Origin of the sequence: uncultured Pluralibacter sp. (assembly GCF_913775985.1) — a bacterium.
In the GTDB taxonomy this organism is placed as follows: Bacteria; Pseudomonadota; Gammaproteobacteria; order Enterobacterales; family Enterobacteriaceae; genus Pluralibacter.
This window is the reverse complement of the sequence record NZ_CAJYMB010000012.1, coordinates 34,901-58,962: the sequence shown is the minus strand read 5'-3', so window position 1 is coordinate 58,962 and position 24,062 is coordinate 34,901. Positions and strand designations below refer to the sequence as shown.

Genomic DNA, 24,062 nt, shown 5'->3' with positions numbered 1-24,062 from the left:
CATTTATTTCTGTCAAAGTGTCGCCTACCGGGGGCGATTGTGCAAATGCGCCGCAAAGGCACCGGCATCCATAAATCCGGCAACGCGCATTCCGGTTTGCTGCTGTCCGTCGGGACCGAAAAAGACGATTGTCGGCAGCCCCTGCACCTGCAAATGCCGGAGCAGCGCGCTATCTGTCGCGCTATTGCGGGTGACGTCCGCCTGCAGCAGAACGGTGTTCTGCAGTGCTTTCTGCACCTGCGGATCGCTAAAAGTGTATTTCTCAAACTCTTTACACGCCACGCACCAGTCGGCATAAAGGTCGAGCATCACCGGTTTACCTTTGGCCTGCGCCAGCGCCCGATTAAGGTCGTCCACGCTGGCGATGCGCGTAAAGTTGAGGTGCGCCTGCTGCTGCGGTGCGGCGCTGCCAAAGGCCCAGTCCTGCAGCGGACGAACGCTGATAAGCGCGGCGGCCAGCAGCAGGATCTGCCCCAGGCGCATCCACCCCCGGGTGGCGCTCAGGCTGCTGATAAATGCCCAGCCGAAGAAGGCAACGCCCAGCGCCGACCACAGCCGCAGGCCCCAGGTCTCTCCAGTCAACCGTTCGAGCAGGAACACAGGCAGGGCGAGGATCACAAAGCCGAAGGCGATTTTGACCTTGTCCATCCACGGTCCGCTGCGGGGCAGCAGGCGGTTGCCGAAGACGGTAACCAGCATCAGCGGCAGACCCATACCAAGGGCGTATAGATAGAGCGTGCCGCCGCCGAGCCACAGGTTGCCGCTCTGGGCGATATACAGCAGGATCGCGCTGAGCGGGGCTGTCGTGCACGGAGAGCAGATAAGGCCGGCAATGGCGCCCATCACGAACACGCCGGTTGTGGAGCCGCCCTGCTGGCGGTTGCTCATCAGGGTCAGGCGCGTCTGCAGCGATGACGGCAGCTGCAGGGTGAACACGCCGAACATCGACAGCGCCAGCAGTACAAACACTACAGAGAGCGTTATCAGCACGTACGGGCTTTGCAGCGCCGCCTGAAACTGCATGCCCGCAGCGGCGACCACCAGCCCCAGCGCGGTATATGTCAGCGCCATGCCCTGCACGTAAATAAAGGCCAGCCCCAGCGCGCGGCCGGTAGAGAGCTGCCGGCGGCCGCCGAGCACAATCCCGGCGATCAGCGGATACATCGGCAGCACGCACGGCGTGAAGGCGATACCGATGCCGATCAGCAGCGCCCACAGGGCAGAGAAGGGCAGCACGGCGTTGTCGGCAGGCGGCGCGTCTGGCGATGCGGCGGCAGGCGTGACGGATGTGGCAGGCGCTTCCGGTTGCACCGGTTCGCCCGCCACCGCTTTCAGCGGCACGTCCCGGGTTTCCGGGGGATAGCAGAAGCCCGCTTCGGCACAGCCCTGATAAGTGACTCTCAGCGTCGCGTCTTTATCGGCCTGGGCCACGGGAACCGGCACGCTGAGGCTGCGGCGGTAGATTTCGCTTTTGCCAAAAAACTCGTCTTCGTGCCAGTCGCCTTTGGGCAGGGTAATTGCCCCCAGCGTCGCCCGCTCGGGAATGACTTCAATCTGTTTGCGGTAGAGGTAGTAACCCTCTTTAATCTGCCAGTTAAGTGTAAGATCGCGGCCGTTTTGCTGAAAATCGAACGCAAAGGCCTGGTCGGCAGGCGTGAATTTCGCGCTGCCCGGCGCGTCAAAGAGTCCGGCGAAAGCTGATGAGCTGCACAGCAGCAGGATCAGCGTAATGATGCGTTGAGCCATGAGAGGTAGTCGTTGTCTCCGTGAGATACGGGAAGAACCAGCAGTTCAGGGGTTTGATACGGGTGATGAGATTTCAGGCAGTCCAGCAGCGCCTGCTGCTTTTCCACGTCGGACTTGAGCAGCATCTGCACTTCATACTCCTGCTCGAGTTTGCCTTCCCAGTAATAGAGGGAAGTGGCGCCGGGCAGCAGCGTGGCGCAGGCCGCCAGCTTTTCGGCCAGCACTTTAGCCGCCAGATCCTGGGCGGTAGCTTCATCCGGGGCGGTACAGAGTACAACAACAGCAGAGGGCAGTGTCATCATCAACCTCGTATCGGCGAAAAAAGCACTATACCACGATGCGTCCGGGGGCGAGGAATAAGACGGGCCGCGAAAGCGGCCCGGAGGAGGTTTACCAGCGCTGACTTAGAGGATCAGGCCGCCCAGCACAAAGCCGAAGCAGACGGAGAAAATTACCGCCATAGTGCCGGGAATAAAGAACGGATGGTTGAAGACGAAGCGCCCGATGCGCGTCGTGCCGGTGTCATCCATCTGTACCGCAGCTACCAGCGTCGGGTAGGTCGGCAGGATAAACAGGCCGGAAACAGCGGCAAACGAAGCCACCGCAGTGAGCGGAGAGACGTTCAGCGCCAGCGCCATCGGCATCAGCGCTTTGGCGGTCGCCGCCTGGGAGTAGAGCAGCGCGGAGGCGAAGAAAAAAATCACCGCCAGCAGCCACGGATGGCCCTGAATCACGCTGCCCGCTGTCTCTTTGATCCAGTCGATGTTGGCGGAAACGAAGGTATCGCCGAGCCACGCAACACCAAGAATACAGATACAGGCGCTCATCCCCGCTTTGAAGGTGCTGGAGTTGAGGATGCTGTCGGTATCTACCCGGCACAGCAGCGTGGTCAGCGTCGCCACGCTGAGCATAATGATAAGAATTGCGCTGGTGGTGTTCATCAGCGGCTTCGCCACCAGACCGAGGCTCGGGCTGTTGATAATGGCGTACGCCACGATGCCGAGCACGCCAACCAGGAACAGCAGCACCGAGAATTTAGCCCGCGGTTTAATGGTCACCACGCGCTCGCCGCGCAGCTCAATCAGCCCGTCCTCAAGGCGCTTGCGGTATACCGGATCGTCAGAGAGTTTTGAATTGAAGAACATGGTGACCAAGAAAGACATCAGCAGGATAGCCAGCAGCGTCGAGGGGATCACCACCGACAGCAGGTGAATATAGCTGACGCCGTGCCCTTCCATGACCGAAGACATATAGACCACGGCGGCGGAAATGGGCGAGGCAGTAATGCCAATCTGCGCGGCAACCACCGCGGTGGATAGCGGGCGGCAGGGCTTAACGCCCTGTTCTTTCGCCACTTCAGCAATGACCGGCAGGGTTGCCAGCGAGATGTTGCCGGTACCGGCAAACAGGGTCAGGAAGTAGGTTACCAGAGGGGCAAGAATGGTGATGTAGCGCGGATTTTTACGCAACAGCTTCTCGGTCTGGTTGACCAAGTAGTCGAGGCCGCCGGCGACCTGCATCGCGGAGATCGCCGCGATGACCGCCATGATGATCGAGATAACGTCAAACGGGATATTCCCCGGCTTAACGCCGATGGCCGCCAGCACCAGCACGCCGATACCGCCGGCGTAACCGATGCCGATGCCGCCCAGCCTTGCACCCAGGAATATCGCCGCGAGGACGATGAGCAATTCAATGACTATCATACAGCTATCCTTAATTGTTAGAATTTGGATACATAAAGGTTATGAATTTGATGTCCTTAGAATTAAAAAAGGCACGTCACTGCTGACGTGCCTTAATGTCGGTTAACCGCTGTTACTGTTCGTTTTCATCGGTGTAGCGTTTTGCTTTATAGGCCGGGTGCATCAGGTTCTCCGCAGAGAAAATGTCGTCCAGCTCGCTCTCGGTGAGCAGGCCGCGCTCCAGCACCACCTCACGCACGCTCTTGCCGGTTTCGGCGCAGATCTTGCCGACGATATCGCCGTTGTGGTGGCCAATGAACGGGTTCAGGTAGGTGACGATACCGATGGAGTTGTACACATAGCTTTCGCACACCGCTTTGTTAGCCGTAATGCCGTTAATGCATTTCTCCAGCAGGTTATAGCAGGCGTTAGTCAGAATATGGATGGATTCAAACATCGCCTGGCCAATCACCGGCTCCATCACGTTCAGCTGCAGCTGGCCCGCTTCTGAGGCCATTGTGACGGTGGTGTCGTTACCGATGACTTTAAAGCACACCTGGTTAACCACTTCCGGCACTACCGGGTTAACTTTCGCCGGCATGATAGACGAGCCCGCCTGCAGTTCCGGCAGGTTGATTTCGTTCAGCCCGGCGCGCGGGCCGGAGGAGAGCAGGCGCAGGTCGTTACAAATTTTGGAGAGCTTCACGGCCAGACGCTTGAGGGCGCTGTGTACCATCACGTAGGCGCCGCAGTCGGATGTCGCTTCAATCAGGTCTTCCGCCGGCACAACCGCCAGACCGGAGACTTCCGCCAGCTTCTGTACCGCCAGCTGCTGATAGCCTTCCGGCGTATTCAGGCGCGTGCCGATGGCGGTGGCGCCGAGGTTAACTTCCAGCAGCAGCTCGGAGGTGCGAAGGATGCTGCGGGTTTCTTCGTTCAGCAGGACGTTAAAGGCGTGGAACTCCTGGCCCAGCGTCATTGGGACGGCATCCTGAAGCTGGGTGCGGCCCATCTTCAGGATGTCTTTAAATTCGACGGATTTGCGCTCGAAGCCTTCGCGCAGCTGGTTGATGGCGTCAATCAGCTTAAGTACCGAGGCATAAACGGCGATACGAAAGCCGGTCGGATAGGCGTCGTTGGTGGACTGGCATTTATTGACGTGATCGTTCGGGTTGAGGAACTGATACTCGCCTTTCTGGTGGCCCATCAGCTCAAGGCCAATGTTGGCCAGCACTTCGTTGGTGTTCATGTTGACCGAGGTGCCCGCGCCGCCCTGATAGACGTCCACCGGGAACTGGTCCATGCATTTGCCGTTATTCAACACTTCATCGCAGGCCGCGACAATGGCGCAGGCAACGTCTTTTGGAATGGTGTGAAGCTCTTTGTTCGCCAGCGCAGCGGCTTTTTTTACCATCACCATCCCGCGAACAAATTCCGGGATGTCGCTGATTTTATTGTTGCTGATGTAGAAGTTCTCAATCGCTCTCAGAGTGTGGACACCGTAGTACGCGTCCGCTGGAACTTCCCTGGTGCCCAACAAATCTTCTTCGATACGAATGTTGTTTAACATGTGAACCTTCTTTATGTAGCTGCCAATGAATTCACCATACAGACAGTATGAGTATGGCGTTGCGCGTTTTCTAACCGAATATAATTTCCTTAATCGGCCCGATGCCCACGATCATATGCTGATAGTAGTCAATTGCCGTAATCTGGATCACTTATTGGGCGTGGATATACTCCCGAATAGTTATTATGTGAAACGTGTCACCACGCAAAATGTGCGGGCTAAATCGTGAAAGCCGCAATTGAAAACGCTGATTTTGCCTCCACCTTATAGCAAATGCCACCCGCAAATTTTACAGCGTGCGCCAGGAGCGGCCGCTGCCAGACAGGAGAACCCAGTGCGCTGGATACCGTTTATAGCCTTCTTTCTCTACGTTTATATTGAGATCTCCATTTTCGTCCAGGTCGCCCACGCGCTGGGCGTGCTGTTGACCTTGCTCCTGATCATCGCCACGTCGTTTATCGGCATGTCGCTGGTGCGCAACCGGGGCTTTAAAAACCTGATGCTGATGCAGCAGAAAATGCAGGCGGGCGAAAGCCCGGCGGTTGAGATGGTCAAAAGCGTATCGCTGATCATTGCCGGTCTGCTGCTGATTATTCCCGGCTTCTTTACCGACTTCCTCGGCCTGCTGCTGCTGCTTCCGCCGGTGCAGAAGCACCTGACGCTGAAGCTGCTGCCGTACCTGCGCTTCGGGCGCATGGGCGGGGGCTTTGGCGGCAGTACCGGCGGTGGTGAGACGTTTGACGGCGAGTTTCAGCGCAAAGAGGACGATCGCATCGAATACAAAGACGATCGCAAAGAGTAAAACGTTGGCAGGCCCGGCTTTCGGGCCTGTTTCTATTTTGCAGCCCTGTCCCGGGGCAGCAGCACCCACAGCGCGAGCACCACCGCTGCGGCATACAGGCTTTTACAGCCGATCGTTGCCAGCAGCAGCAGGCACAGCAGGCTGCCGACAACCGCCAGCAGCCGGTAGCGCCCCCGCAGAAGCCGGCATCCCGCCAGCATGCACAGCAGATAGAGCACCACGAAGATGCCGTTGGCATAAACAATCAGCACGTCAAGATTGATATTGAGCAGAGAGATTGCCAGCGTGCAGATAACGCAGCATCCCAGCACGGCGTTCAGCGCCGCGGTGGGGACCTGGCGGGCGGAAAGTGTTGCCAGGCGACTGCCGGGCCGCGCCTGGGACCATACCAGTCGGCCAAAGCTTTGAATATAGATATTCAGGCTGGCGAAGCAGGCGAGATAGCCGATGACGCTTGCCGCCCACAGCGCCTTCACGCCAAAGAGCGTAACCACCATTTCAGGCAGTGAACTCGACGCTGCTTTCTCTGTGCCGAAAGCGTGAAAGTGCAGCACCAGCACGGTACAGGCCCAGTACACCAGCCCGGCCAGCAGCAGGCCAATCAGCAACGCCCGGGGGAAATCCCGCTCGGGCTGCTTGAACTCGGCGGCCATATGTGCAAAAGCTTCCAGGCCGATAAAGCACCAGAACATCACCGCCAGCGCGGCAAACAGCGGTGCCGCGCTTACCTCGCCCGGGGGCGGGAAGGGAATTTCTGCAGGGGTGATATTCCCGGCCCACCACAGCGCGGCGACCAGCGCCACAATCAGCACCGCGACCAGAATTTGCAAATTGGCGCTGGTGCGGGCTCCGCGGCTGCCGAGATACCAGATAGCGCCCAGGGTCGCGAGTTCGACCAGCAGCAGCTGGCTGCCGTGCCAGCCAAACAGCGCCTGGCTGAAGCCTGCCGCAATATGCAGCGCGGCCGGTAAGCCAACCGGAATGGCGGACAGAAACAGCCAGCCGGTCACTTTTGCCAGCCGGGGCCCAAACGCCAGCGACACAAAATGGGCCACGCCGCCCGCGCTGGGATAGTGGCGGCCCAGCGCGGCGAAGACGATGGCGATGGGAAATACCAGCGCAATGAGTATCGGCCACGCCCACAGGCTGTCGTTTCCTGCCACCAGGGCGGCCAGCGCCGGAACAGCAAAAACGCCGGTTCCGAGCAGCGATGTCGACAGCAGCCCCACGCCCTGTGCCAGACCCAGCTCCTGTTTTAAACCGCTCATCAGATCATCCCGTAAATGAAAAAAAAGCATGATAACACAAGGGCTTTTCCGGGGTTTGTTCACGAAACTCACCCATAACGTGCCATTTATAAATTTTTTTTCAAACTGCCCCTTGAAGGGAAAAATCGTGGCCCCATCTCTCTGGTCACTAGCCGGAAAACCATGAAGGATCCGGCGTCACCCATGACTGATAAAGACTTTCTCAAAGGAGAGCTATCAATGAGTATTCGTCCGTTACATGATCGTGTGATCGTCAAACGTAAAGAAGTTGAATCTAAATCTGCTGGCGGCATCGTTCTGACCGGTTCTGCAGCGGGTAAATCAACGCGTGGCGAAATCATCGCTGTCGGTAAAGGCCGCATCCTGGAAAACGGCAACGTACAGCCGCTGGATGTGAAAGTGGGCGATATCGTTATTTTTAACGACGGCTACGGCGTGAAAGCTGAGAAAATCGACAACGAAGAAGTTCTGATCATGTCCGAAAGCGACATTCTGGCCATTGTTGAAGCGTAATCCGCGAACGACACTGAACATACGAATTTAAGGGAAAAAGAAAATGGCAGCTAAAGACGTAAAATTCGGTAACGACGCTCGTGTGAAAATGCTGCGCGGCGTAAACGTACTGGCAGACGCAGTTAAAGTGACCCTGGGCCCGAAAGGCCGCAACGTGGTTCTGGACAAATCCTTCGGTGCACCGACCATCACCAAAGACGGCGTATCCGTTGCGCGTGAAATCGAGCTGGAAGACAAGTTCGAAAACATGGGCGCGCAGATGGTTAAAGAAGTGGCCTCTAAAGCGAATGACGCTGCGGGCGACGGTACCACCACCGCAACCGTACTGGCACAGTCCATCATCACCGAAGGCCTGAAAGCCGTTGCTGCGGGCATGAACCCGATGGATCTGAAACGCGGTATCGACAAAGCTGTCGCCGCTGCCGTTGAAGAGCTGAAAGCGCTGTCCGTACCGTGCTCTGATTCCAAAGCTATCGCTCAGGTAGGTACTATCTCCGCGAACTCTGACGAAACAGTGGGTAAACTGATCGCTGAAGCGATGGATAAAGTCGGTAAAGAAGGCGTTATCACCGTTGAAGACGGCACCGGTCTGCAGGACGAGCTGGACGTGGTTGAAGGTATGCAGTTTGACCGCGGCTACCTGTCCCCGTACTTCATCAACAAGCCGGAAACTGGCGCAATCGAGCTGGACAGCCCGTTCATCCTGCTGGCTGACAAAAAAGTTTCCAACATCCGCGAACTGCTGCCGGTTCTCGAAGCCGTTGCTAAAGCAGGCAAGCCGCTGCTGATCATCGCTGAAGACGTCGAAGGCGAAGCGCTGGCGACCCTGGTGGTTAACACCATGCGCGGCATCGTGAAAGTGGCTGCGGTGAAAGCTCCGGGCTTCGGCGACCGTCGTAAAGCTATGCTGCAGGACATCGCAACCCTGACTGCCGGTACTGTTATCTCTGAAGAGATCGGTATGGAGCTGGAAAAAGCGACTCTGGAAGATCTCGGCCAGGCAAAACGCGTTGTTATCAACAAAGACACCACCACCATCATCGATGGCGTGGGCGAAGAGTCTGCGATTCAGGGCCGCGTAACCCAGATTCGCCAGCAGATCGAAGAAGCAACTTCTGACTACGATCGTGAAAAACTGCAGGAGCGCGTAGCGAAACTGGCAGGCGGCGTAGCGGTAATCAAAGTCGGTGCCGCAACTGAAGTTGAAATGAAAGAGAAGAAAGCCCGCGTTGAAGATGCCCTGCACGCTACCCGCGCAGCGGTTGAAGAAGGCGTGGTTGCCGGCGGTGGCGTTGCGCTGATCCGCGTTGCGAGCAAAATTGTTGACCTGAAAGGCCAGAACGAAGACCAGAACGTGGGTATCAAAGTTGCGCTGCGCGCAATGGAAGCTCCGCTGCGTCAGATCGTCCTGAACTGCGGCGAAGAGCCGTCTGTGGTTGCTAACACCGTGAAAGCGGGCGACGGCAACTACGGCTACAACGCTGCGACCGAAGAATACGGCAACATGATCGACATGGGTATCCTGGATCCAACCAAAGTAACCCGTTCTGCTCTGCAGTACGCGGCTTCCGTGGCTGGCCTGATGATCACCACCGAGTGCATGGTTACCGACCTGCCGAAATCCGACGCGCCTGACTTAGGTGCTGCTGGCGGTATGGGTGGCATGGGCGGTATGGGCGGCATGATGTAATTCACGCTCCCCGCGCGATATAAAGAAACCCCTGTGGCAGATTCTGCCGCAGGGGTTTTTCTTTTGGTCATCTTTTTAGTATAACGTTGAATCGGACAGGTTGTGTCCAGCCCATTGATAATGAGGAATAACATGCGCGTACAAGTCTGTGCAGGGATCGTCGGTGCCGCTTTACTGCTGGCCGGCTGCAGCTCCAGCAATGAACTGACCGCCGGCGGGCAAAGCGTTCGCTTCGTGGAAGACAAACCCGGCAGTGAATGCCAGCTGCTGGGAACGGCAAAGGGTTCGCAGAATAACTGGCTTTCCGGCCAGCGCGGTGAAGAGGGCGGCTCAATGCGCAGCGCGGCCAATGCCCTGCGCAACAACGCCGCGGCAATGGGCGGCAACGTGATCTATGGCGTGAGCAGCCCGACTCAGAGCATGCTCTCAAGCTTTGTGCCGACCGACAGCGAAATGGTTGGCCAGGTTTACAAGTGTAAGAATTAAGTTATGCGGGTGCCCCCTGATACATTCAGCGGGGCATCGCTGTTGGTCAACCACTCTCTTTTCGCCGCAGCCGCGTCTGGCCGAAGCATCACTACATATTCCCGCGCTTACTGCTGTCTCAGCTGCAGATCCAGCGGCGTCTTGCTCGGCTCGCCGCCAATTTCCCGCGCCAGCTTCGGTACCATATAGCCGGAAACCAGCGTCAGCAGCTCGCGCATAATACTTCTGGCTTCGTCATCGCTCACCATAAAGTGCGCCGCGCCCTGCACCTTATCCAGCACGTGCAGGTAGTAGGGCATGACGCCTGCGTCAAACAGGGCATTGCTCAGATCCGCCAGCGCCTGCGCGCTGTCGTTGACGCCGCGCAGCAACACGCTCTGGTTCAGCAGCGTGACGCCGGACCGCTTGAGCATTGCCATCGCCCGGCGAAACGCATCGTCTATTTCCCGGGCGTGGTTGATGTGGTTAACCAGAATCAGCTGCAGGGATGAGCGGGCGAAGCGCCCGGCCAGTTCTTCGGTGATGCGCGCCGGGATCACAATCGGCAGGCGGCTGTGAATGCGCAGGCGCTTGATGTGGGGAATGGCTTCCAGGGCATCCATCAGCCAGGAGAGCTCGCTGTCTTTTGCCATCAGCGGATCGCCGCCGGAGAAAATGATTTCGTCCAGTTCCGGACGCTCAGCGATATAGTCGAGCGCCGCCTGCCAGTTGCGCTTGTTGCCCTGATTTTCCGCATAGGGGAAATGGCGGCGGAAGCAGTAGCGGCAGTTGACCGCGCAGCCGCCTTTAACCAGCAGCAGCGCGCGGTTGCGGTACTTGTGCAGCAGCCCGGGCACTACGCTGTGCTGCTCTTCCAGCGGATCGGTGCTGAACCCGGGCGCGGCGATAAACTCCTGCTGCGAGGTCAGCACCTGGCGCAGAAGCGGGTCGTTCGGATTGCCTTTTTCCATTCGCGCAGCGAAGGCGCGCGGCACCCGCAGGGCAAAAAGGCGCCTGGCGTCGCCGCCGGCGATTAAATCTTCATCAGCGTCTATGTTTAAAAGACGCAGGAGTTCATCAGGATCGGTGATTACATCGCCAAGTTGCGATAACCAATCTTCTCTGGATGGGGTGTTTAGGGTTATAATATGCGCCATTTTGTGGCTTAGCTACCAGTTAACAAATTTAGAGGGCCTTATGGCGACTTATTCTAGCAACGATTTTCGTGCCGGTCTTAAAATCATGATGGACGGCGAACCGTACGCGGTCGAGTCCAGCGAATTCGTAAAACCGGGCAAAGGCCAGGCGTTCGCGCGCGTTAAGCTGCGCCGCCTGCTGACCGGTTCCCGCGTTGAGAAAACCTTCAAATCTACCGACTCTGCCGAAGGCGCAGACGTTGTGGATATGAACCTGACTTACCTGTACAACGACGGTGAGTTCTGGCACTTCATGAATAACGAAACCTTCGAGCAGCTGGCTGCAGATGCCAAAGCCGTTGGCGATAACGAAAAGTGGCTGCTGGATCAGGCCGAGTGCATCGTGACCCTGTGGAACGGCCAGCCGATCTCCGTCACTCCGCCGAACTTCGTTGAGCTGGAAATCGTTGATACCGATCCGGGCCTGAAAGGCGACACTGCCGGGACTGGCGGCAAGCCGGCGACCCTGAGCACCGGCGCAGTGGTTAAGGTTCCGCTGTTCGTGCAGATTGGCGAAGTGATCAAAGTTGACACCCGCTCTGGCGAATACGTTTCCCGCGTTAAGTAATTAATGCAGATGAGTAGCGCAGCATCAACTGCGCTACTTTAACAGGGACGAAACGATGAAACGCCTAATTACCACCTTCTTCCTGCTGCTGCTCTCTGCGGCGCTGCTGACCGGCTGTAATACCTTCCGCGGTATGGGCCAGGACGTCCAGAGCCTCGGACACGCTATCTCGCACGCCGCCAGCTAAGGCGCGTAAAACACTCTGAAAAATGTCTCTTTCCCCTTCTTTTGCGGGGATTTTGTCTATGCTTATTCAGGCAAGATCAACTGTCTGGTAATCAAAGGATGAAATCATGATTAAGAAATCCATTGCAGCGCTCTTTTCCTTACTCGTACTCTCTACCGTACTCACCGGTTGTAACACCACCCGCGGCGTGGGTCAGGATATCTCTGATGGCGGCAACGCGATTTCCGGTGCCGCAACCCGGGCTCAGGAATAATACTCAGCGGCGCGGCCGCCCGGCTGCGCCGTAACTTGAGTTGCAACCTTCGCGACAGCGGTTAAAATACACGCTTCACACAACCTTGCGGGACGACCCGCAGGCGTTTCTATTATTGATCGGGGACGACCCCACGTGGAGTCACTATGTCCTGGTTAATTCTTGTTATTGCAGGTCTTCTCGAAGTGGTCTGGGCCGTTGGCCTTAAATACACCCACGGCTTTACCCGGCTGACGCCGAGCATCATCACCGTCGTGGCGATGGTGACCAGCGTGGCGCTGCTGTCGTGGACCATGAAAACGCTGCCGGTGGGTACCGCCTACGCCATCTGGACCGGAATCGGTGCCGTCGGCGCGGCGGTCACGGGGATTATTCTTCTGGGGGAATCAGCCAGCCCGGCGCGTATCGTCAGCCTGCTGCTGATCGTCTGCGGTATTATCGGCCTGAAGCTCAGCGCCCACTAGCGGCTCTGCCTGACCCAAATCAGCTTGCGGACGTCGAAGCCCTGGCGGGCGGCGGCGTCCAGCAGGTTCTGCCTGACTTCGGCCGGCACGGTGGGGGTGCGCGACAGGATCCACAGATAGTCGCGGTTCGGCCCGCAAATCAGCGCGTGGCGATACTCCTTATCCAGCGCAATCACGTTATAGCCGCCGTAGAACGGGCCAAAAAACGACACTTTCAGCGCGGCCCTGTCCGGCGAGCCGGTAAATTTAGCTACCCCTTCAATGTCCTGCCACATCCCGCGATCGATATTGTAGCCCTTGTTCACCACGGTAATATTGCCATCGCTGCGCTTGCTGTAGGTGGCGGTAACCTGCTCCAGCCCTCTTTCAAACCGGTGATCCAGCCGGGCGATTTCATACCACGTACCGAGGAAGCGATTAACATCAAAAGGCGTGACGACCGTGACGCCTTTCGGCGGCGTGGGCGCGCTGCAGGAAACCACCAGAAGCGCGGCGGCCACGGCGGTAACGGCGGTGACAACGGGAAAAATACGCATACTCGTTCCTTGTAAGGTTTTCTTGTAAGTGTAGAACTTTGTGGAAGAAATGCGTCAGGCAGGCGTAAAAAGAGAAGGCGCCCGGCGGGTGAGTGCCGGGCGCGCGGGCTTTAGATAAAGATGACGCCGATAAGCGTGACCACCGTCAGAATGGCGGCCAGACCGTAAAACACCCATTTGCCGCTCGGCACGTGGATTTTCAGGTCGTGCATCGCGTGGTGGATGCGGTGCAGGCCGCACCACAGGGGCAGCACAATCATCAGGAACAGAAACGCGCGGCCAATAAAACTTTGGGCAAAGCCCAGTACCCGCTCGTAGCTGAACGCGTCGTGCGGCGCAAGGCCCAGCGGCAGGAGGATCCCCACCAGCAGCACCATCACCGGCGCGATAATCGCGCTCCACATGCCGCCTGCGCCAAACAGGCCCCAGAATACCGGTTCATCAGAACGTTTCGGATTCGGATCGATCATCGCGGTCTCCTTACCAGAACAGGGCGACAAACAAGATAATAACGGTGACCAGAATGGTCACTCCCCACAGCCCTTTGATCACCGGCTCCGGGCCCATTTTCTCGCCCTTAACGATGACGTTGGCCGCTTTTGGTGCCAGTTCGAACCAGGTTTTGGTGTGCAGCAGCGCTGCCGCCAGGGCAATCAGGTTAATGATAACCACTACCGGATTTTGCAAAAATCCGACGAAATTCGCCCACGACTCCGGGCCATGTTTTAACGAGAAAAGCCCGCACAGCAGGATGATGCTGAACCATACGGCGGGCACCGCGGTGCCTTCACGCACCATGTAAAAGCGATAAAAGGGCAGTTTTTTCCACCACGTGGACGTCATCGGACGCACGTAGGGCTTGCGTTTAGTGGTCATGATGCACTCCTTAGCGTGGTTTCAGGGTGGCAATCAGAAAGTCTTTCGAGCTCTCTACTTTGCCCTGCTGGATGGCCGCGGCCGGATCGACGTGCTTCGGACACACTTCCGAGCAGAAGCCGACGAAAGTGCAGCTCCAGACGCCGTTTTTGCTGTTCAGCTGCGCCATGCGCTCCTTCTTGCCGCGATCGCGGCTGTCCTCGTTGTAGCGGTGCGCCAGGGTTATCGCCGCCGGGCCAATAAACTCCTTGTTGAGGCCAAACTGCGGGCAGGCGGCGTAGCACAGGCCGCAGTTGATGCAGCCGGAGAACTGGTGATACTTCGCCATCTGCGCCGGCGTCTGAATATTGGTGCCCTGATCCGGCGTGCGCGGATTACCGATGATATACGGCTTGATTGCCTCCAGGCTCTCAATGAAGTGGGTCATATCGACCACCAGATCGCGCTCGATAGGGAAGTTTGCCAGCGCCTCGACCTTCATGCCGGCGGTGTAGTCGCGCAGGAAGGTTTTGCAGGCCAGCTTTGGCACGCTGTTGACCATCATGCCGCAGGAGCCGCAGATGGCCATCCGGCACGACCAGCGGTAGCTGAGATCCGGGGCAAGGTTATCTTTGATGTAACCGAGCGCGTCGAGCAGCGAGGTCTGCTCGTCGTACGGTACCTCGTAGAAGGCGCTGTGCGGGGCGCTGTCCGCTTCCGGGTTATAGCGGACAATCTCGATTTTCAGGTTCTTCATCTCAGCCATTTGCCGTCTCCTTCTTGTCGGCGGCTTCCGCTTCCGCACCGTAGACGCGTTTGGCGGGCGGCAGGGTGGTTATCTTCACGTCGCTGTAGTCCAGGCGGGTGGTGCCGTCCGCGTCGCGGAAGGCCAGCGTATGCTTGAGGAAGTTGACGTCGTCGCGCTCGGTGCAGCCTTCGTCCAGGCGCTGGTGGGCGCCGCGCGACTCTTTGCGCGCCATCGCCGAGTGGGCCATACATTCGGCCACGTTCAGACCGTGGCCCAGCTCGATGGTGTAGAGAAGATCGGTGTTGAACACGCTGGTGGTGTCGGTGATGCGTACCCGCTTGAAGCGCTCCTGCAGCTCTGCCAGCTTGTCGATGGTTTTCTGCATCAGCTCCGGCGTGCGGTAGATGCCGCAGCCTTCCTCCATGGAGAGGCCCATTTCATCGCGGATCTTCGCCCAGTTTTCGTTGCCGTCCTGGTTAACCAGCGCTTTCAGGCGCTTCTCAACGTCGGCAACCTGCGCGTCGAGCGCGGCGCCGTTGGCTTCGCCCGCGGTGGACGCGCGCTCAATAGCCTGTTCGCCCGCCATGCGGCCAAACACGACCAGCTCCGCCAGCGAGTTGGAGCCGAGGCGGTTTGCGCCGTGCAGGCCAACGGAGGAGCATTCGCCCACCGCAAACAGTCCTTTGATGCGGGTTTCGCAGCGCTGGTCGGTTTCAATTCCGCCCATGGTGTAGTGCGCGGTCGGGCGCACCGGGATCGGGTCTTTCACCGGATCGACGCCAACGTAGGCTTTCGCCAGCTCGCAGATAAACGGCAGGCGCTCCAGCAGCTTTTTCTCGCCGAGGTGGCGCAGGTCGAGATACACCACGTCACCGCGCGGCGTGGAAATGGTATTGCCCTTACGCCACTCGTGCCAGAAAGCCTGGGATACTTTGTCGCGCGGGCCGAGCTCCATATATTTGTTTTTCGGCTCGCCCAGCGGCGTTTCCGGACCCATGCCGTAGTCCTGCAGGTAGCGGTAGCCGTTCTTATTCACCAGGATACCGCCTTCGCCGCGGCAGCCTTCGGTCATCAGGATCCCGGAACCCGGCAGGCCGGTGGGATGGTACTGGACGAACTCCATATCGCGCAGCGGCACGCCGTGACGCAGCGCCATGCCCATGCCGTCGCCGGTCACGATGCCGCCGTTGGTGTTATAGCGATAGACGCGGCCCGCGCCGCCGGTCGCCATTACCACTGCGCCGGCACGGATCTGCATCAGCGTGCCTTCCATCATATTCATGGCGACCAGACCGCGCGCCTGGCCGTCGTCGACCAGAATATCGAGCACGAAATGCTCGTCGAAGCGCTGGATCTGCGGGAACTGGAGCGACGTCTGGAAAAGGGTGTGCAGCATGTGGAAGCCGGTTTTGTCGGCGGCGAACCAGGTGCGCTCGATTTTCATGCCGCCGAAGCGGCGCACGTTAACGGAACCGTCCGGGCGGCGACTCCACGGGCAGCCCCAGAGCTCAAGCTGGGTCATTTCGGTGGGGCAGTGGTGAACAAAGTAGTCTACGACGTCCTGCTCGCAAAGCCAGTCGCCGCCGGCAACGGTGTCGTGAAAATGATACTCGAAGCTATCATGATCCTGCGCGACCGCCGCTGAACCGCCTTCGGCGGCAACGGTGTGGCTGCGCATGGGATAGACTTTAGAGATGAGGGCGATTTTAGCGTTGGGATTGGCCTGGGCCGCGGCGATAGCCGCTCGTAATCCGGCACCGCCAGCGCCGATAACAACAAGATCGGCATGAAAGGTTTGCACGACATTCCTCCAGAATAAAAGATTTCCTCAACGGACTACGCTCGATTAACCTCGCCGCGCTTGCACCTGAGGAAGCATTTCCACACATCCTTAACGGGTATAGAAGTATATCCATAAGGAGTAAATGGAAATTTGACGCGTTCGATTTTTTTGCAGATCTGCACACGTACAAATCATCCGATTTGATGAACTGCGTCACGGAACGCACTTTTCACGGCGATGCGCATCTTTTGCCGCCCAAAATTTGTTTCACGCGGGGCTTGCGAGTAGACTTCGTGCCCTTGTTTTGAATCCGGGAGAATCACATGAGCGAAACGGCAAACTGGCAGCCGAGCGCGTCCATTCCAAATCTGTTAAAACGCGCGGCCATCATGGCGGAGATCCGCCGCTTTTTTGCCGACCGCGGCGTGCTGGAAGTGGAAACGCCCTGCATGAGTCAGGCAACCGTCACCGACATTCATATGGTGCCTTTCGAAACGCGCTTCGTCGGCCCGGGTCACGCGCAGGGGATTAACCTGTATCTGATGACCAGCCCGGAATACCACATGAAGCGCCTGCTGGCGGCGGGCTGCGGTCCGGTATACCAGCTGTGTCGCAGCTTCCGTAATGAAGAGATGGGGCGCCATCACAACCCCGAATTCACCATGCTGGAGTGGTATCGCCCCTGCTACGATATGTACCGCCTGATGAACGAGGTGGACGATCTGCTGCAGCAGGTGCTGGAGTGCCAGCCGGCCGAAAGCCTTTCCTATCAGCAGGCGTTCCAGCGCTATCTGGAAATTGATCCGCTCTCTGCGGACAAAACCCAGCTGCGCGACGCGGCGGCAAAACTGGATTTAAGCAACGTGGCGGATACCGAAGAGGATCGCGACACGCTGCTGCAGCTGCTGTTTACCTTCGGCGTGGAGCCGCAGATTGGTAAAGACAAGCCGACCTTTATTTACCACTTCCCCGCTTCGCAGGCGTCGCTGGCGCAGATCAGCACCGAAGACCACCGGGTGGCGGAGCGCTTCGAGGTCTATTTCAAAGGTATCGAGCTGGCGAACGGCTTCCACGAGCTGACCGACGCCCGGGAGCAGCAGCAGCGCTTCGAGCAGGACAACCGCAAGCGCGCGGCCCGCGGTCTGCCGCAGCAGCCGATCGACGTCAATCTGCTGGCGGCCCTGGAGTCCGGCCTGCCCGATTGCTCCGGCGTTGCGCTGGGGGTGGATCGCGTGGTGATGCTGGCGCTGGGCGCGGAAAGCCTCGCCGAGGTGCTGGCCTTCCCGGTAGACCGGGCGTAATAAAAAGCCCGCCGTTGCAGGCGGGCCGTCAGATTCCCTTCTTTAACCGCTCAGGCAGAGCCTTTTACAGGCTCCCCGCCGGACGCCTTCCCGACGACGACAACGTTTTCCCTGTCGGTTTCCCGTTCAGGCTTTCCAGCCGCATCTGGAACGGCGGGAACGGCATTTCGATGCCGTGCTCGCGGAAGCCCGCCAGGATCAGCTGGTGCAGCTCGTGGCGCAGCGGCATCCGGTGCCCCATTTCTGCCGCGTAGATGCGCAGCTCGAAAAGCTGGATACCCTGCTGCAGATCCACCAGAAATGCCTCCGGCGGCGGGTTCTCTATCACGTAGGTGCAGCGCTCCGCGGCGGTAATTAAGATCCGCGTGACCTCCTCGGTGCTGGCTTCCGTCGGCGCGGGTACAGTTAACACCACGCGGGTGACTGCATCCGACAGCGACCAGTTAATAAACTGCTCGGTGATAAAGGCTTTATTCGGAACGATTATCTCTTTGCGGTCCCAGTCGCTGATGGTGGTGGCCCGGGTGTTGATGCGGGTGACGCTGCCGGTCAGGTCGCGAATGGTCACGGTATCGCCGATGCGGATCGGCTTTTCAAACAGGATCATCAGGCCGGAGATAAAGTTAGCGAAAATCTCCTGCAGGCCGAAGCCTAACCCCACGCCGAGAGCGGCCACCAGCCACTGGAGCTTGGCCCACTCAATACCGATCATTGAGAAGCCGACCATTCCGCCGAGCAGCATCAGCATATATTTGGTAATCGTGGTGATGGCGTAGCCGGTGCCCGGTGCCAGACTAAGATGCTGCAGCACCGCCAGCTCCAGCAGGGCGGGAAGGTTGCGCACCAGCTGGAGCGTGATGATAAATACCAGGATAGCAATCAGCACCGCGCCAAGGGTAATCGGCTCCAGGCTTTCAACGCCCTGTATGGTTGAGGTGGCATCCCACAGGGAGATGTTTTCCAGGAAGCTGAACGCCGAATGGATTTCCGACCACAGCACGATAACCGACACCAGGGCGATCAGCATCAGGATCGAGCGCACCAGCCGCAGGGACTGCGCGCTGAGGCTGTCGAGATCCACTTCAGTAATGTCTACTTCCGGCAGTCCTTCAACGCTCGATGCGTGCTGCGATTCATCTTCGCCGCGGGCGCGCTGGGCCAGCATCTCCGCCCGGCGGTGGCGGGCGCGGTCAAACGCGATGCGGCGGCGCTGAATGAACATCCAGCGGCGAATAACGTGATAGATAACCAGCAGCAGGAACCAGATAGCCACAGACGTTTCCAGGCGGGCCAGCAGCGCCTGAGCGGTGGCAAGGTAGCCCACCGCGGCGGCCAGAATCGCTACCAGCGGCGCGCCCATCAGCAAGTTCCACAGCAGGCTGTTGACCATGTTGTCGCCGCTGCCTTCTCTGTCGAGATACAGCGGAAGCCCCGCGCGCTTGAGGCTGAGCGTGACAATCGCCAGCGCCCCGCAGATAAGCACAAAGCACAGGCGCCCGAGCGAGGCGGAGAACTCCCGGTCGTTGAGGTTATCGAACATGATCAGTGCCATGATCAGCGGCACAATCAGCCCGATGCTCATTAAATAGTAACGCATCGCGCGCGCCACCCGGTTGCGCGGCCAGCCGAAATGGGCGATGAACAGACCGTTCTGGCGGGCTAAGGTGGCGCAGATCATTACTACCCACAGCAGCGGTACCGTGGCTGTCACACCGTCGCCGATAGCCACCGCCAGCGGGTAGGGCCAGGCCGCCTGCAGCCCGTAGCCGAGCGTCATCCACAGTACCGGCAGCGGAGAAGCTACCAGAATTGACCAGAACACGGTGCGCATCGTGAGCCAGAAGTGGTCCTGAGTCACTTTGCCGACGCGGCTGCTGGAGCGCTCCAGAAAGCGGGTAAAGTGCTTGCGGGAGCTGATGCTGAAGGCCACCAGCACCAGCGCGGCAAACAGCGGGATCAGCGTCTCTTTGCTGGTCAGCATCATGATGGACGCTTTGCCCAACTGGCTGAAGGTGTTGAGGGAGATCAGGCGGCGCAGATCCTGCACGATCTCCAGCGGCCAGCTCAGACCCATCGGGCTGACGTCCGAGGTCCAGAACAGGTAGCGGTGGGTGGCTTCGTTGATCTCTTTTAGCGCGTCTTCCAGCTGGCCGTTGGCCACTTTAAGCTTGGTCAGCTCCAGGATCAGCGTATCGCCGCCCTGCAGCAGGGAGGTGAGCAGCTCGCGCTGGGTGCGCAGCTGGGCGTCGAGAATGCGTGACTCCTCGGCGGTAAGCGGCTGGCCGTTATTCTGGTGGCTTTCCCGCAGCTGCGACTGCTTATTCAGAAGATCTTCATAGCGCAGGCGATGAACGCGCAGCTGCGCCATCTCGGTGTCCAGCTGCTGCGGCTTCGGCATTTCCGGCAGTCGCGCCACCTGGGCGCGCAGCGCCTCGCCGAGCAGATTAGAGGAGCCCAGCCACTGGGACTGCTCGCGCAGGGTATTCAGCGCCTGGCGCACCTGCAGCGTCTGGCCGGTAGCCTGCCGCTGTTGGGAGGCCACCAAATCCATGCGCTGGGCCTGCTGGTTCAGCGCCTGAGAAAGCTCGCGGTTGACGGAGAATTGCTTCACGATGCCGGCGGGCAGGTTATCGCTGTTTTCCGCCAGCTGTTCGGTGCTCTCCAGCGCTTTTTCCGCTTCGCGCTGGCGCTGGCTGTTGAGCTGGTTGCGCAGGCCCTGCAAGTAAGTATCCAGCTGTTCGCTCTGCTTTTGCGCCAGCTCGGAGCGCATTCTTGCCAGCTCCTGGCGATTGTTGGCTGACAGCTGGGCCAGCTCCAGCTCGTCCACCTGCGCTTTAAGCCGGGCTGACTCGGCCTGCAGGCCGAGATTCTGCGCCTGGGCGTTATTGCCGGTGGCCGAGCCGAGGCGGCGTTCAACCTCATTCAGCTGGCGGCGGGCGTCGGTTTGCTGCTGGGGCAGCTGGCTCAGGGAGTCGGCGATATCCCGGGCGCGCTCCTGCTCCTGCTGGGCCAGGCGGCTTTTTTCCAGCAGCTGGCTGCTGACCTGCAGGATCTCCTGATTCAGCGCATCGGTGGTGAGGGCAGTTGGGATCGGGCGCGGCTCGTCGCTGAGGCTGGCGAGCTGGCTGCGCAGCGTTTGGGAGTATTTGGGAAAGTTGTCGATAACCTGCTGGTACTGCTGGGCGCGCTCGAGGGAGCCTTTACGCTCCTCAAGCGCGTTGAGCGCCGTTTGCAGCGTCTCAACGGTATCAGGCTGCGCGGGCTTGGCGGCTTTCGCCTGCTCCAGCTCGTGGGCTATCTGTTTGGCGTCGGGGGCGCTGGCTGCGTGCGCCCCCAGGCTGAGGCACCAGGCCATCAGAAAAGTGATAATCAGGCGCACTTCAGCGGTCCTTTCTGTTAAGCGTTATCTTGCGGCGTATCGGCCCGCAGCGCGTCAATGACTTCATCGGCCAGGGCTGCAGGCGCCGCTTCCGGCGCGTCCTGCGTTTCGGTAGAAACTGCCAGCGGTTCGCCAATGCGGGTGGCGGACAGGCTGCTCAGCGTTTCGGCCAGCTTCACTTTACCCGGCGCAAACAGGTTGATAACGGTAGAGCCGAGCTTAAAGCGGCCCATCTCCTGGCCCTTCAGCAGCGCAACCGCACCTTCGCTCTCGCCGTCAGGCCAGGTCCAGCGCTTGATGATGCCCTCGCGAGGTGGCGTGACGGTGCCGGACCAGACGGTTTCAATGCTGCCGACAATGGTCGCACCCACCAGAATCTGCGCCATCGGGCCAAATTCTGTATCGAACAGGCAGATAACGCGCTCGTTGCGCGCGAACAGATTTGGCACGTTCTGGGCGGTCAGGTGATTAACGGAGAACAGGTCGCCCGGCACGTAGATCATTTCGCGCAGGATGCCGTTGCACGGCATGTGAACGCGGTGGTAATCGCGCGGCGACAGGTAAGTGGTGGCGAAGCTGCCGTTGCGGAACAGATCCGCCATCAGGTAGTTGCCCGCCAGCAGCGCTTCCAGGCTGTAGTTGTGGCCTTTCGCCTGCAGAATTTTGTCGTCTTCAATGTTGCCAAGCTGGCTGATAACGCCGTCTGCGGGCATCACCAGCACGCTCGGATCGGTATTCAGCGGGCGAACGTCGTCGCGCAGCGGACGCACGAAGAATTCATTAAAGGTGCGGTAGCTGGCCGTATCCGGCTTCTGCGCCTCTTTCATATTCACCTTGTAATACTTTACGAACAGGTCAATCACCAGTTTGGTGAGCCAGCCTGCACGCTTGCTTGCGCCCCAGCCAGCCAGGCGCGTAAGCCACAGTTTTGGCAGAAGATATTGAAGCGAAAGTTTAAATGAATTTAACAAGGTAGCCTCCAGGCTATGTTATTTCTAATGCTGGCCCTAACTGAGCCCCTGCGTAAACGGGGCTGATTTTATCGGCGCTAAGCTTAATTGTCAGTTATCGGTTTCTGAAAAGCCTTTACGCGTTTTTACCTGTGACATGCTTTCCAGTATGCGGTGGTAATTGTCGAAACGGCTGCGGGCAATTTCGCCTTTTTCCACCGCTTCGCGAATGGCGCATCCCGGATCGGTATCGTGCTTGCAGTCGCGGTATTTGCAGGCACCCGCATAGTCGTGAAATTCGACAAATCCGCTAAAGATTTGTTCCGGATCCAGGTGCCAGAGGCCAAATTCGCGCACGCCTGGGGAGTCGATCACGTCGCCGCCCTGCGGGAAGTGATAGAGGCGGGCGGCAGTGGTGGTGTGCTGACCCAGGCCGGAGTTATCGGAGACGTCGTTGGTGAGGATCTCTTTTTGCAGGCCGAGCAGCGTGTTGAGCAGGCTCGACTTGCCGACGCCGGACTGGCCGGCAAAGATGCTGATGCGCCCGGTTAGCGCTTCTTCAAGCGGCTTCAGACCGTCCTGAGCGTGGCTTGACACCATCAGCACCCGATAGCCAATGTTGCGATAAATATCCATCTGCGCGTTCACAACGCGCATGCTTTGGGCGTCGAGCAAGTCTATCTTGTTCAGCACGATCAGCGGCTCGACGTCGAGCACTTCGCAGGCCACCAGATAGCGGTCGATAATATTGAGCGACAGCTCCGGCAGAATGGCAGAAACCACCACGATCTGGTCGATATTGGCGGCAATCGGCTTTACGCCGTCATAAAAGTCCGGGCGGGTCAGCACCGAGGTGCGCTCGTGAACGGCCTCGACAATCCCTTTCACATTAACGCCTTCAGCGGCGGCTTTTCCCGGACGCCAGACGATGCGATCGCCGGTGACCAGCGAGCGAATAGTGCGGCGGATGTTGCAGCGGTGCACGCTGCCGTCGGCGGCTTCAACGTCCGCATGCATGCCAAAGCGGCTGATAACGATGCCTTCCGTCGGCTCGCCAAACAGGTTGTCGTCGAAATCGGGTTTCTCCGCGGTGGTTTTGAGACGGCGCTGATGATTGGCGCTAACGCGGCGCTGTTGACCTTTGGAGAGTTTATTTTTACTCAATCGGAGTGGCTCCTGGTCGCCCGTAGCGGGCAAAACCTCTATGATACACAGACTAATAATACCAGTTAACCCGCTGCGGCGAGTTACGCAAGAAGGGTGGAAAATAGCATGAGTGCAAATGAAAACAACCTCATTTGGATCGATCTTGAAATGACCGGGCTCGATCCCGAGCAGGATCGCATTATTGAGATAGCGACGCTGGTGACCGATGCCAATCTGAATATCCTCGCGGAAGGGCCGACTATCGCGGTGCACCAGTCTGACGCGCAGCTGGCGCTGATGGACGACTGGAACGTGCGCACCCATACCGGCAGCGGGCTTGTGGATCGCGTTAAGGCAAGCCAGATCGGCGATCGCGAGGCTGAACTTGCCACCCTCGAATTCTTAAAGCAGTGGGTTCCGGCGGGGAAATCCCCCATCTGCGGCAACAGCATAGGCCAGGATCGCCGCTTCCTGTTCAAGTATATGCCGGAACTGGAAGCCTACTTCCACTACCGCTACCTCGACGTCAGCACATTAAAAGAGCTGGCCCGCCGCTGGAAACCCGAAATTCTTGCCGGCTTTAAGAAAAAAGGCACTCACCAGGCGATGGACGATATCCGCGAATCGGTGGCGGAACTGGCCTACTACCGCGAACATTTTATTAATCTGTAACTGCCCGTAGCCCGGTTTCCAGGCGGCTTAGACGTAAAAATGGCCAAAGTGCCGAATAAATCGGCACTTGAATCAAAAACAAAAAAAAACGCCGGGCAGGGGGTTGCAGCAGTGTCGAATTCTCGTATAATGCGCCTCCCGTAACGACACGAAATCTTCTTCGTTACGCTGCAAAATTTAATGCGGGAATAGCTCAGTTGGTAGAGCACGACCTTGCCAAGGTCGGGGTCGCGAGTTCGAGTCTCGTTTCCCGCTCCAAAATTTGTAGACAGTACCATCACCAAT

General features: G+C 58.6%; 24 protein-coding genes and 1 tRNA gene. 11 read left to right on the top strand and 14 right to left on the bottom strand.

Going from position 1 to position 24,062, the window contains the following annotated elements; translation table 11 throughout:
• Window positions 1–24: 24 nt before the first annotated feature.
• The 4 genes from QZ766_RS01715 to aspA all read right to left on the bottom strand — a co-directional run bounded on the left by QZ766_RS01715 (window position 25) and on the right by aspA (window position 5,001).
• The gene (locus QZ766_RS01715) at window positions 25–1,746 is read right to left on the bottom strand and encodes a protein-disulfide reductase DsbD (protein WP_297196576.1); all 1,722 of its coding nucleotides are present in this window, start codon (window positions 1,744–1,746) and stop codon (window positions 25–27) included.
• Window positions 1,722–2,045: a divalent cation tolerance protein CutA gene (cutA, locus tag QZ766_RS01710; protein ID WP_297196681.1), complete on the bottom strand. Its 324-nt coding sequence runs from the start codon at window positions 2,043–2,045 to the stop codon at window positions 1,722–1,724. The genes QZ766_RS01715 and cutA overlap by 25 nt, the downstream gene beginning before the upstream one ends.
• Window positions 2,046–2,150: 105 nt before the next feature.
• Complete coding sequence (locus QZ766_RS01705; protein ID WP_297196574.1) at window positions 2,151–3,452, bottom strand: anaerobic C4-dicarboxylate transporter; 1,302 nt, start codon at window positions 3,450–3,452, stop codon at window positions 2,151–2,153.
• 112 nt (window positions 3,453–3,564) lie between these two features.
• Window positions 3,565–5,001, bottom strand: coding sequence for an aspartate ammonia-lyase (aspA, locus tag QZ766_RS01700; RefSeq protein WP_297196572.1), 1,437 nt, complete (start codon window positions 4,999–5,001; stop codon window positions 3,565–3,567).
• Between the two features lie 334 nt (window positions 5,002–5,335).
• Between aspA and QZ766_RS01695 the strand changes: the two genes are divergently transcribed.
• Window positions 5,336–5,803, top strand: a complete 468-nt coding sequence (locus QZ766_RS01695; protein ID WP_297196570.1) for an FxsA family protein — start codon at window positions 5,336–5,338, stop codon at window positions 5,801–5,803.
• Window positions 5,804–5,835: 32 nt separating this feature from the next.
• Here the strand turns inward: QZ766_RS01695 and yjeH are convergent, their stop codons facing one another.
• On the bottom strand, window positions 5,836–7,071 hold the full coding sequence (yjeH, locus tag QZ766_RS01690; RefSeq protein WP_297196568.1) for an L-methionine/branched-chain amino acid transporter: 1,236 nt from the start codon (window positions 7,069–7,071) through the stop codon (window positions 5,836–5,838).
• Between the two features lie 219 nt (window positions 7,072–7,290).
• Here yjeH and QZ766_RS01685 point away from each other — a divergent pair, with 219 nt between their 5' ends.
• The 3 genes from QZ766_RS01685 (at window position 7,291) to QZ766_RS01675 (ending at window position 9,760) form a co-directional block, all read left to right on the top strand.
• Window positions 7,291–7,584: a co-chaperone GroES gene (locus QZ766_RS01685; protein ID WP_297196679.1), complete on the top strand. Its 294-nt coding sequence runs from the start codon at window positions 7,291–7,293 to the stop codon at window positions 7,582–7,584.
• 43 nt (window positions 7,585–7,627) lie between these two features.
• Complete coding sequence (groL, locus tag QZ766_RS01680; protein WP_297196566.1) at window positions 7,628–9,274, top strand: chaperonin GroEL; 1,647 nt, start codon at window positions 7,628–7,630, stop codon at window positions 9,272–9,274.
• 132 nt (window positions 9,275–9,406) lie between these two features.
• Window positions 9,407–9,760 (top strand): DUF4156 domain-containing protein, encoded by a 354-nt coding sequence (locus QZ766_RS01675; RefSeq protein WP_297196564.1) that lies wholly within the window; start codon window positions 9,407–9,409, stop codon window positions 9,758–9,760.
• Window positions 9,761–9,867: 107 nt separating this feature from the next.
• On the opposite strand, the gene epmB is transcribed toward QZ766_RS01675, so the two are convergent.
• The gene (epmB, locus tag QZ766_RS01670) at window positions 9,868–10,896 is read right to left on the bottom strand and encodes an EF-P beta-lysylation protein EpmB (protein WP_297196562.1); all 1,029 of its coding nucleotides are present in this window, start codon (window positions 10,894–10,896) and stop codon (window positions 9,868–9,870) included.
• Between the two features lie 40 nt (window positions 10,897–10,936).
• Here epmB and efp point away from each other — a divergent pair, with 40 nt between their 5' ends.
• The 4 genes from efp to sugE all read left to right on the top strand — a co-directional run bounded on the left by efp (window position 10,937) and on the right by sugE (window position 12,407).
• Complete coding sequence (gene efp, locus QZ766_RS01665; protein WP_297196559.1) at window positions 10,937–11,503, top strand: elongation factor P; 567 nt, start codon at window positions 10,937–10,939, stop codon at window positions 11,501–11,503.
• Window positions 11,504–11,558: 55 nt separating this feature from the next.
• Complete coding sequence (locus QZ766_RS01660) at window positions 11,559–11,690, top strand: entericidin A/B family lipoprotein (RefSeq protein ID WP_297196557.1); 132 nt, start codon at window positions 11,559–11,561, stop codon at window positions 11,688–11,690.
• Window positions 11,691–11,796: 106 nt separating this feature from the next.
• A complete protein-coding gene (ecnB, locus tag QZ766_RS01655; protein WP_297196555.1) occupies window positions 11,797–11,943 on the top strand; it encodes a lipoprotein toxin entericidin B in 147 nt (48 codons plus the stop codon).
• Window positions 11,944–12,089: 146 nt separating this feature from the next.
• Window positions 12,090–12,407: a quaternary ammonium compound efflux SMR transporter SugE gene (sugE, locus tag QZ766_RS01650; protein ID WP_297196554.1), complete on the top strand. Its 318-nt coding sequence runs from the start codon at window positions 12,090–12,092 to the stop codon at window positions 12,405–12,407.
• Here the strand turns inward: sugE and blc are convergent.
• The 5 genes from blc to frdA form a co-directional block, all read right to left on the bottom strand.
• Entirely contained in the window at window positions 12,404–12,943 is a 540-nt protein-coding gene (gene blc, locus QZ766_RS01645) for an outer membrane lipoprotein Blc (protein WP_297196552.1), read from the bottom strand. The genes sugE and blc overlap by 4 nt on opposite strands.
• A 110-nt stretch (window positions 12,944–13,053) precedes the next feature.
• Entirely contained in the window at window positions 13,054–13,413 is a 360-nt protein-coding gene (gene frdD / locus QZ766_RS01640; RefSeq protein ID WP_297196550.1) for a fumarate reductase subunit FrdD, read from the bottom strand.
• 10 nt (window positions 13,414–13,423) lie between these two features.
• On the bottom strand, window positions 13,424–13,819 hold the full coding sequence (gene frdC / locus QZ766_RS01635) for a fumarate reductase subunit FrdC (protein ID WP_297196548.1): 396 nt from the start codon (window positions 13,817–13,819) through the stop codon (window positions 13,424–13,426).
• A gap of 10 nt (window positions 13,820–13,829) precedes the next feature.
• Entirely contained in the window at window positions 13,830–14,564 is a 735-nt protein-coding gene (frdB, locus tag QZ766_RS01630) for a fumarate reductase iron-sulfur protein (protein ID WP_297196546.1), read from the bottom strand.
• Complete coding sequence (gene frdA / locus QZ766_RS01625) at window positions 14,557–16,347, bottom strand: fumarate reductase (quinol) flavoprotein subunit (RefSeq protein WP_297196544.1); 1,791 nt, start codon at window positions 16,345–16,347, stop codon at window positions 14,557–14,559. The genes frdB and frdA overlap by 8 nt, the downstream gene beginning before the upstream one ends.
• A 305-nt stretch (window positions 16,348–16,652) precedes the next feature.
• On the opposite strand from frdA, the gene epmA reads away from it, so the two are divergent.
• A complete protein-coding gene (epmA, locus tag QZ766_RS01620; RefSeq protein WP_297196542.1) occupies window positions 16,653–17,630 on the top strand; it encodes an elongation factor P--(R)-beta-lysine ligase in 978 nt (325 codons plus the stop codon).
• 64 nt (window positions 17,631–17,694) lie between these two features.
• On the opposite strand, the gene mscM is transcribed toward epmA, so the two are convergent.
• The 3 genes from mscM to rsgA all read right to left on the bottom strand — a co-directional run bounded on the left by mscM (window position 17,695) and on the right by rsgA (window position 23,123).
• Window positions 17,695–21,009: a miniconductance mechanosensitive channel MscM gene (mscM, locus tag QZ766_RS01615; protein ID WP_297196540.1), complete on the bottom strand. Its 3,315-nt coding sequence runs from the start codon at window positions 21,007–21,009 to the stop codon at window positions 17,695–17,697.
• Window positions 21,010–21,026: 17 nt separating this feature from the next.
• Window positions 21,027–21,980, bottom strand: a complete 954-nt coding sequence (gene asd / locus QZ766_RS01610) for an archaetidylserine decarboxylase (protein ID WP_297196538.1) — start codon at window positions 21,978–21,980, stop codon at window positions 21,027–21,029.
• A gap of 90 nt (window positions 21,981–22,070) precedes the next feature.
• Window positions 22,071–23,123 (bottom strand): small ribosomal subunit biogenesis GTPase RsgA, encoded by a 1,053-nt coding sequence (rsgA, locus tag QZ766_RS01605; protein ID WP_297196536.1) that lies wholly within the window; start codon window positions 23,121–23,123, stop codon window positions 22,071–22,073.
• 108 nt (window positions 23,124–23,231) lie between these two features.
• Between rsgA and orn the strand changes: the two genes are divergently transcribed.
• A complete protein-coding gene (gene orn, locus QZ766_RS01600) occupies window positions 23,232–23,777 on the top strand; it encodes an oligoribonuclease (RefSeq protein ID WP_297196534.1) in 546 nt (181 codons plus the stop codon).
• 182 nt (window positions 23,778–23,959) lie between these two features.
• A tRNA-Gly gene (locus tag QZ766_RS01595) sits at window positions 23,960–24,035 on the top strand.
• Window positions 24,036–24,062: the final 27 nt, after the last annotated feature.